This window comes from Pseudoalteromonas sp. OFAV1, assembly GCF_021532595.1.
In the GTDB taxonomy this organism is placed as follows: Bacteria; Pseudomonadota; Gammaproteobacteria; order Enterobacterales; family Alteromonadaceae; genus Pseudoalteromonas; species Pseudoalteromonas lipolytica_C.
The window spans coordinates 95,460-104,299 of sequence record NZ_JAKGBG010000008.1 but is presented as its reverse complement, the minus strand read 5'-3'; the positions used below and the strand labels follow the sequence as shown (position 1 = coordinate 104,299).

The 8,840-nt window shown below is 39.5% G+C and carries 10 protein-coding genes and 1 pseudogene; 5 read left to right on the top strand and 6 right to left on the bottom strand.

What is annotated here, in order from left to right; genetic code table 11:
• Positions 1 to 11: 11 nt before the first annotated feature.
• Positions 12 to 470, bottom strand: a complete 459-nt coding sequence (gene mraZ, locus L1267_RS06900; protein ID WP_235382441.1) for a division/cell wall cluster transcriptional repressor MraZ — start codon at positions 468 to 470, stop codon at positions 12 to 14.
• 466 nt (positions 471 to 936) lie between these two features.
• Here mraZ and L1267_RS06895 point away from each other — a divergent pair, with 466 nt between their 5' ends.
• The 4 genes from L1267_RS06895 (at position 937) to L1267_RS06880 (ending at position 2,645) form a co-directional block, all read left to right on the top strand.
• Positions 937 to 1,275: a DUF883 C-terminal domain-containing protein gene (locus tag L1267_RS06895; RefSeq protein WP_135923485.1), complete on the top strand. Its 339-nt coding sequence runs from the start codon at positions 937 to 939 to the stop codon at positions 1,273 to 1,275.
• A 1-nt stretch (position 1,276) separates the two neighbouring features.
• The gene (locus L1267_RS06890; protein WP_135923484.1) at positions 1,277 to 1,723 is read left to right on the top strand and encodes a hypothetical protein; all 447 of its coding nucleotides are present in this window, start codon (positions 1,277 to 1,279) and stop codon (positions 1,721 to 1,723) included.
• Complete coding sequence (locus L1267_RS06885; RefSeq protein WP_138556744.1) at positions 1,723 to 1,980, top strand: hypothetical protein; 258 nt, start codon at positions 1,723 to 1,725, stop codon at positions 1,978 to 1,980. Before L1267_RS06890 ends, L1267_RS06885 begins: the two co-directional genes overlap by 1 nt.
• Before the next feature lie 89 nt (positions 1,981 to 2,069).
• On the top strand, positions 2,070 to 2,645 hold the full coding sequence (locus L1267_RS06880) for an AAA family ATPase (RefSeq protein WP_135923482.1): 576 nt from the start codon (positions 2,070 to 2,072) through the stop codon (positions 2,643 to 2,645).
• Positions 2,646 to 2,686: 41 nt separating this feature from the next.
• On the opposite strand, the gene L1267_RS06875 is transcribed toward L1267_RS06880, so the two are convergent.
• The 4 genes from L1267_RS06875 to L1267_RS06860 form a co-directional block, all read right to left on the bottom strand.
• Positions 2,687 to 3,658: a glutathione S-transferase family protein gene (locus L1267_RS06875; RefSeq protein ID WP_235382440.1), complete on the bottom strand. Its 972-nt coding sequence runs from the start codon at positions 3,656 to 3,658 to the stop codon at positions 2,687 to 2,689.
• A 9-nt stretch (positions 3,659 to 3,667) separates the two neighbouring features.
• Complete coding sequence (locus L1267_RS06870; protein ID WP_235382439.1) at positions 3,668 to 4,510, bottom strand: pirin family protein; 843 nt, start codon at positions 4,508 to 4,510, stop codon at positions 3,668 to 3,670.
• 125 nt (positions 4,511 to 4,635) lie between these two features.
• A complete protein-coding gene (locus L1267_RS06865; protein WP_235382438.1) occupies positions 4,636 to 6,255 on the bottom strand; it encodes a sensor histidine kinase in 1,620 nt (539 codons plus the stop codon).
• A 217-nt stretch (positions 6,256 to 6,472) separates the two neighbouring features.
• Complete coding sequence (locus tag L1267_RS06860) at positions 6,473 to 7,438, bottom strand: YihY/virulence factor BrkB family protein (protein WP_235382437.1); 966 nt, start codon at positions 7,436 to 7,438, stop codon at positions 6,473 to 6,475.
• 122 nt (positions 7,439 to 7,560) lie between these two features.
• Here L1267_RS06860 and L1267_RS06855 point away from each other — a divergent pair, with 122 nt between their 5' ends.
• Entirely contained in the window at positions 7,561 to 8,634 is a 1,074-nt protein-coding gene (locus L1267_RS06855) for a mechanosensitive ion channel family protein (protein WP_235382436.1), read from the top strand.
• A 19-nt stretch (positions 8,635 to 8,653) separates the two neighbouring features.
• Here L1267_RS06855 and tatA read toward each other — a convergent pair.
• Positions 8,654 to 8,803, bottom strand: a pseudogene (gene tatA / locus L1267_RS06850) (twin-arginine translocase TatA/TatE family subunit); the annotation flags it as partial.
• Positions 8,804 to 8,840: the final 37 nt, after the last annotated feature.

Below are 8,840 nucleotides of genomic sequence, written 5' to 3'. Positions count from 1 at the left end.
TATTATTGTGGTTAGAGCGAGAAGTTATCGAATTCGGGATTTGCCTCAAACTCACCTAAGCGTTCAATTTCAGTATCTTGGCGCATTTGTTCATGCCAACGATCTTCATCCCAAATTTCAAACTTATTCATCAAGCCAACCAACATGATTTTTTTTCCAAGTTCCGCGTGAGCTCGTAAAGAAGGAGCAAGCAAAATCCGGCCATTTTTATCTAGTTGATACTCTGTAGCATTGCCAAGCAACATACGTTGCATTCGGCGTGCTCGTGGATTCATGTTAGAGATCTTTAATAATCGTTCTTCAATTTCTAGCCATTCAGCTAGTGGGTATAACCACAAACAAGGCTCATTCAGTGCGACTGTGCAAATAACCGTCCCCTGATCTTCAGACAAGATCGCGTATCGGTACTTGGTTGGTACCGCAAAGCGTCCTTTATCATCCAAACTCAGCGAGCTTGCACCCCTAAACATAATTAGCCTTAAAATAGGTTATAAATTGTTAATGATTATTTCCGATCCAATTTGATCCACTAAAAACCACTTTTTACCACAGTGCTCCAGTTTAGGGCTTGACAAGGCTTTTTGTCAAGTAAGCTGATCATCATAATAGGCTTCTAAAGCCAGAAAAAATAAGGCTTCAAGCAAAGCCACTGAATTACGTGGGAAAAAGTGGAAAACAAATAAAAAAATTTTTTTTACTATTTTATTGGCAACGAATTGGGGAAAAATGATTAATGAATAACCAATGAATAGTTACAAATGAATCGTACATCTTTCCTAGCCTGTAATTTTTACTTAACTACTGTGCAATAGTTACTAGAAATTATGTTGATCTCAGAGTCTAAAAATATAACACCCTGAAATTAAATGATTTAATAATTGGTATAAAGGTTGCGAGTTATTGAATACCATTAATGGCAATTTTTAAGGAATGATCATGGCTACAGCAACGTCGAAATCGAATTCAAGTACTGCAAACAGCAAAACAAATCCGAAACCAACTGAAGTAGAGGCGCCATTTACGGAAAAAGCAACTGAGGCAGCTCATCATGCAGTTGACGCGCTGTCAACTCGTGCTGCATCAGCTGAGCATTCAGTTCGTGAAGGCGCATCAAATTCAGCACAAACTATTTCAGAGAAACAAGCTCAAGCTCGCGAGAAACTAGGTGAGTACAGTAGCAAAACACGTCAGCTTGCCTCTGAGAATCCGCTTGCAACAGCAGGTATTGCGTTTGCTGCAGGTATGTTAGTTAGCGCACTTATTCGCCGTAAATAACATGCCGCACTCTCAACATTCACAAGAGAAGTCGCAAGCAGCCACTGATCAGCCTTTGCATGCTGATCAGTGGCAAGATCACCTTGCCAAGTTGTCGCAATATGCTGAACAACTTTACGTAGACTACCGTACCCAAGCAGGGTTATGTAAACAGGTAGCTGCAGCTGAGTGGCGATTATCGACACGCTCTTTGGCATTAACTATCATCATGCTGGTCTGCTTTGCAGGTGGTTTAGTTTTACTTTGGGCTGGTTTGTTAGCCACAATAGGGATTGCCATATTCAGTTTAAGTGGATCAGTCGCTCTTTGCGCTTTATCGCTGATCGTTTTGCAACTGCTTTGTTTGTTTTGGCTTTGGAAAAATATTGGCTATATCAGTAGTAAAATTGGTTTTGATCGAACGGTTAAAAGTGCCCGCCAATTATTCAACATTGATAAGGAAAAATAATGTTAATTAACTACTTTATTCGCGAACCACTGAAAAAAGTCACTGATCTTAGTCATAGTATGGACATGCAAGATGAACTTAAACGTCAGCATCACCAAGCATTCAACTATCGTTTAAAACGATTCGCCGTCACTAAAGTCGGCCTTGCTAGCGCCTTCACCGCAGGGATGGGTTATCAAGCTTTACAAAGCAATGACCAATCTAAAAGCAAATTAAAACAAGTTAGTCAGTTTAGTTGGCTTCTTAGATTATTATGATCTTTATCAGTAAAATCAGAGTTTTTACTTCTCATTAAGTCGCAATTTCACTACCTTAAAGTATCAGAAATTAATTTCGGAAATTATTAGTGAAAAAACGGATAGTATTAACAGGCGGCCCCGGAGGTGGTAAAACTACAGCCATCGATTTACTAAGACGCGAGTTTTCAAAACAAATTGTTGTCGTTCCTGAATCTGCCACCATGTTATTTGGCGGAGGAATTGAGCGTAGCACCGAACCTCACCTTATCAAGGCTCACCAACAGGCTATTTATAACCTACAAAAACACTTAGAGCATATTCAGCGAACCATGCATCCAGATCGTTTAATGCTTTGCGATCGTGGTAGCTTAGATGGACTAGCCTATTGGCCTGGTGAGCAAGATGAATTTTTTCAATGCTTGAATACCAACCTACAAACCGAACTTAACCAATATGATGCAGTGATCTTTTTTGAAACTGCAGCTAAATCTGGACAAAGTATTCATTCTAATAACCCAGTAAGAAATGAGTCTGACCAACAAGCCATATTACTTGATGACAAACTACAAGCTGTTTGGTCTCAACACCCTAATTTTAATTTAGTGAAAAGCTCAGAATCATTTATTCAGAAGGTAATGTTTGGCATCGACACCATCCGCAAGGTGATGGATAGTTATAACTAACAGCTTAATCAAGTCATTAAACTGTTAGTTATCAATGTCTATTAACCACGGTTATGTGGTCGAGCGTAGTCTATATCAGGCCCTTTTGGCACGACTTGAGTTGGATTGATCATAGTATGACTGAAATAGTAATGACGTTTAATATGGTAAAAATCAACCGTCTTACTTACCTCTTCAACTTGATACAACTCACGCAGATAGTTACTGATTGCCGGATAACTCTCGATAGTACGTAAGTTACACTTAAAATGACTAACATAAACGCTATCAAAGCGGATTAAAGTGGTAAATAAACGCCAATCAGCTTCTGTGAGTGTATCGCCTACTAAATAACGGTTTTCTGTTAAACGTTGTTCAATTTTATCAAGCGCTGCAAATAGATCATCAAAGGCTTCTGTATAAGCTTCTTGTGTTGTCGCAAAGCCTGCACGGTATACACCGTTGTTGATGTTGTGATAGACAAACTCATTAATTTCGTCTATTTCAGCATGTAATGCTGTAGGATAAAAGTCGCGCTCATTACCTGTGAGTGCATTAAACGCGCTATTGAACATTCTGATAATTTCAGCAGATTCATTGCTAACAATACGCTGCGTTTTTTTATCCCAAAGCACAGGCACCGTAACACGGCCTGAATAATCAGCTTTATTACGCGTGTAAATTTGATGCATAAAGTCGCTATTGAAAAGAGCATCACCGGTGCTGTGATTATCTTTATCAAACGTCCAACCATGCTCTAGCATGTCAGGGCTTACAACCGACACGCTGATATAATCTTCTAACCCCTTTAAGTGGCGAAATATCAAGGTGCGATGAGCCCAAGGACAGGCTAAAGAGACATAAAGGTGATAGCGATCTTTTTCAGCTTTAAAGCCTGCATCACCACTTGGACCTGCGCTACCATCAGCGGTAACCCAGTTTCGTAACTGGGCCGCCTCACGTTTAAATTCACCTTGGTTGTTATCGGTGTCGTACCATTTATCTTGCCATTGACCGTTTACAAGTAATCCCACAATAACCTCCTATAGTGTGCCAAATTTTCCTAACTGATAATCTCGAACCGCTTGCTGTAACTCAGCTTGGGTAGTCATCACAAACGGACCCATGTGCGCGATTGGCTGATTGAGTGGTTCTCCAGCAAGGATTAAAACTCCAGCCCCTGTTTGTGAGTTAAATTCAATGTCACTACCAGGCTCAAGAATGAGTAAGCTACCCGCTTTTACAGGACCACCTTGCTCTGTGTGTATTTCACCAGTATGAACATAAAGCATCACTTTGGTTTGCGCTAAAGGCGCATGGTTAAATACAGTTCCTGCAGGTAAGGTCACATCAGCCAGCATGCCATTAGCTGCAAGATCTTGAAGGCTTGATACCTGCTCTTCACCGGCAAACTGCCAGCTTCCAGCTAATGCTTTAAGCTCAACGCCCTGTTCATTTCGTGTCGTCGGCGCAGGCGCTTCAGTGGTATCTTGGTAACGTGGTGCTCTGAGCTTCTCAGCACTGGGCATATTTAGCCAAATCTGAAAACCATGCATGCCTTCTTTGGCATCTGCTAACGGCATTTCACTGTGGATCACACCAAAGCCGGTACTCATCCACTGCACGTCACCAGCACGAATCGCTTTTTTGTTGCCCATTTGATCTTGGTGCTCAAAACCACCTTTAATAATATATGTAAAGGTTTCGATACCACGGTGAGGATGCGCAGGAAAACCGCCCATAAAATCACTGTGATCATCTGATTTAAGCTCGTCGATCATTAAAAAAGGGTCTAAATACTTACCGTCAAAGCCGGGAATGCGGCTGATGTTTACACCATCACCATCTTGTGTAGCATGGCTATTTAATTGTTGAATCACTTTCATAACTTTACTCCCGTAAATTGTATGAAATGATTGTAGGCGCTAATTTAACTAACAACCATAAGTAAAATTAGTGTCAATCGTTCTATAAAAAAGAATGTTTAGCTGTTCGTTTCTATTTCACGTTATTAAACTTGCTCATCATTTAGATTAGGTAAAGTTAAATAAAAAGTAGTACCTAGCTGTTCACTGGATTCGAAAGTAATTGTTCCTTTTAGCTTTTGGGTCACTAGGTTCATGACTGCGTAAAGACCTAAACCAGTATTTTTTTGCACGCGTTTAGTCGTAAAAAAAGGGTCAAAAATTTTATCTTGAATATCTTCAGCAATGCCACTGCCATTATCTTTTACAGTAATAAGCACTGCTGATCCTTCGCTTTTAGCTGAGACCTCTATTCGAGGCTCGTCAAAGTCTCCATCAAAGGCATGAAAAATTGCATTTGATAATAAATTAGTCATGACTTGGCAAAGCGTCCCCGGAAAGCTCTGTACTTGCAGGCCTTCAGGAATAGCAGAAACCACCTCTATGTTTTTGTGTTTAGACTCGCTCTTTAAAGACTTAACAATATCATTTAAATGGTCATCTAATTTAATAACTCTTAGTTCATCACAATGCTGATCGGCAGCTATTTGTTTAAAGCTTGTGATCAACTCAGCTAAACGATCTAAGTTTGAATGAAGTAATAAGCTAATTTCTTCAGAGGTATGTACGTATTTTTCGAGTGACCCCTTACTTACCCGTTTGTCAGCTAACACTTTTCCCATTCTCTTATTTTCATCTTCAAGGTAACTAACAGCGGTAATACAAATTCCGACTGGTGTATTTACCTCATGTGCGACCCCCACAACAAGTCGACCTAAAGCGGCTGTTTTTTCAGCTTCCATCAAGTACTTCTGAGTTTTTGCCATCAAATCCATGGATTCTTCGAGCTGTAGATTTTTCTCTGTTAAGGAAGCTGTTTTTTCTGCTACTTCAGCTTCAAGTGAGGAGACATATAAATAATTAAGTGATTTTCGAAGTCGGCTGATAAAAAACAGCACTATTAAGATTGTGATAAAGCAGCAAAAAGAAAACAGCGATATTAAATAATGCTCGCGAGTCACAGAATTAAGGCGCTGCTCTGTCCGATAATCTAGCATAAATAAAAAGTTATTTATGTGACTCATAATTTCTGATTTAGCCGTAAAATATTCGTCACTGTATAAACTTAATATCGCTGCTACCCGCTCATTCGTTAGAGAAAGTTCAGCTTCATTTTCAACGGCTTGAAAAGCTGCATATTCAATTTTTGTTAAATCATTTGATGCTTTTTCAGCAAGCTTAATTTGTTGCATTTCTTCATGAGTGATACCTATTGAGCTCAACATGTCTTTGAGTGCTTTTTTTTCACCATCCGGAAATGGAGCCTTACCACTTTGTGGCATTAGCATATCCCAATAAACACGGTGATAATTTTCTGGTCGAGGAGCTTCGCCGTTTCGAATAGCTAGAATTTGATTAAAAAAATCTGAGAATTTTGAATTACCCGTTACCGTATATGCTCGTGCCATTAAACTTAATTGATCTGAACTTTGCCTTACTTGCTCCGCCAAAATATAAGATCGATACCTCATTTTAGTTTCAGACTCTATGGTTTTTAAACTGTCGTACATGAAGTAAACCGATAAAGCAGTTAATCCTGCTAATACTACAGCGACCAAATTGAGTAATGACAAACTTTTGATATTTGACTGGAGCTCTTTTTGCATTCTAAAACCTAGAAATTATGATTATTAGCTTTGTTCAAAAAATTTAACTTTCTGATTTATAGATGCATAAGAATCACATCGCTAACCACGGCAAACAAAAAGTAAAACTTTAGGATTAACTAACTAATTAGAAGTCAATCCTAATAAAGTCAATTTATGACTTACGTTTGCCTAAAATTTATTGGCACTCAACAAGCGCAATGATGGCATGCTAAAGTTACTTTTTCTGCTGTTGCTGTTTTTCGGTTAATCTATCAGCCACTGTTGCTCCTCGCTCTCCAACGTCTTTCACGGGGCCCACAGTACTATCGACTAAAGTTTGTTGTTCTATGCTGGCATTAATCGCAGCACCAAAAATAATGATGTATGCGCTGATATAGAGCCACATCAACATAATCACTACACCACCTAATGAGCCATACGTTTCGTTATAACTTGCAAATTGTGAGACATAATATGAAAAACCAATTGATGCGATAATCCATAGCAAAGTAGCCAGTATTGAACCTGGTGTGATCCAGCGCCATTTTGCTGCTGTTCGATGTGGCGCATAGCGATATAAGAATGCCAACGCGCAATTAAAAATAATCGCAAGCAGTGGCCAAGTAATGAGCTTGATCAACAAATCAATCAGCTCTGTTAAACCAACTAGGTTAAGTACAATCGGTAAAATACCTATGATCAATAAGGCCACCAGCGCAACAACAATGGCACCTAGCGAAAATAAAAAACGCACCAGTAACGCCATAAAAAATTGTCGTTTGTTATGCTGATGATAAGTGATATTACAGGCTGTTATTAGCGCCTGACAGCCCTTGCTGCTACTCCAAATCGTTAACAATAAAGTCCCTATGGCACTAACACTTAACACCTTTTGCGATTGCTGAGTCACCTCTGCAACCTGTTGCAAAATAATGTCTCGACTACTTGTTGGTAAAATAGCAGTGACTTTATCAAGTTGCTCATGGATATCGGTCGGGGACGCAAAATAAGCGTAAACAGAGACTGTCGCGGCTAATGCAGGAAAGATCGCAAGCAAAGCATAAAATGCCACCCCAGCCGCCACAAACGATAAATTGTCTTGTGATAAATTGTGATACACGCGTTTGATAATATCCCACCAGCCTCTAACTGGGATCTCCAACGGTGAATGTGCCTGAAATCCGCGCTTATCTTGAGCCATATCTGACCTAATACATTGCTTTATTAATTTTAAAGCTGCAAACAGCTTGCCATTAATTATGGCGCTTGAATTGCACTAAGCTAAGCTTACTGTAACAAAACAACCATCCATGGAGTGGTGCAATGAGTCTATATTTATTATATAAAAATCAATTAGCTAGTTTGGTTTCACCTAAATTATTTGTTACCACACAGACACCCACCGACAGCATTGCTTGGCAAGACTTAAACCTACAAGTTACGCAGTTTTTACACACTACTTGGCAAATGTTACCAGCCCTGACGTTGGGCCTCGTAGCTGTTATTATTTGCTATTTATTAGCACGCCCTTTGTCATATATCTTGATAAAGCCGCTTGGTTTTGTAAGTGAAAGCAAGCTATTACATGTTGTAACACGACGATTTTTTAGCATCATTATCATTTTGTTTGGGGTGTACTTATTTTTGCGTCTTGCAGGGCTTACCGATTTTGCTGTAGCTATTATGAGTGGTACTGGATTAGTGGGTCTTATTTTAGGTTTTGCTTTTCGAGATATTGCCGAAAACTTTATCTCAAGCATGCTGCTCAGTGTCCAGCGCCCTTTTCGTATTGACGATGTGGTAGAAGTTGATGGTCGTTTAGGGGTGGTTAAAAAAGTGACGGCTCGCGCCACAACTTTAGTTGATTTTGATGGTAATCACATTCAAATACCGAATGCGACTGTGTATAATAATGTCATAAAAAACCTCACCGCAAATCCTAAAATGCGAGGTCACTTTAACGTTGGTATTGGTTACGATAATGACATTCGCTATGCCCAGCAATTAGCAATGAAAGTGGTTAAGGAAAACCCAGCTGTTATTAGTGATCCGCCAAGCCAAGTGTTAATTGATTCATTAGGCTCAGCAACACTAAATCTAACTATTTATTTTTGGGTAAATAGCAATGAGCACAGCACAGTTAAAGTGGCATCTCAATTGATGCGAGAGTTGGTCAATACCTACTTATCAGAGCAAGTCAGTATGCCTGATGATGCCCGCGAGCGAATCATTTTAAATACTGAAGCAGATCAAATAAATAGTAATTCGAGCACGCCTCCCCAAACATCAAAAACACTCACCGATCATAGCTTAGATGATGTCAGCAGCGATGCCGATGATATACGCGAACAAGCTGATCAATCTCGCGACCCCGAACAAGGCAGTAATATTATCTAAAATTTATTGCTAACTAGGTTTCATCATTGGGTTTATCGTGCATAGCGCGTTTAAACCCTTTAACTGACGTCCCTAAATCACCACCTATTCGAGAGAGCTTTTTTGTGCCAAATAACAGCACCACAATTGCGGCAATAATGACTAATTGCCAAACACTAATTCCTGCCATAACAACCTCATTTTTTAAAAATAAAAGCGCCTTTGCA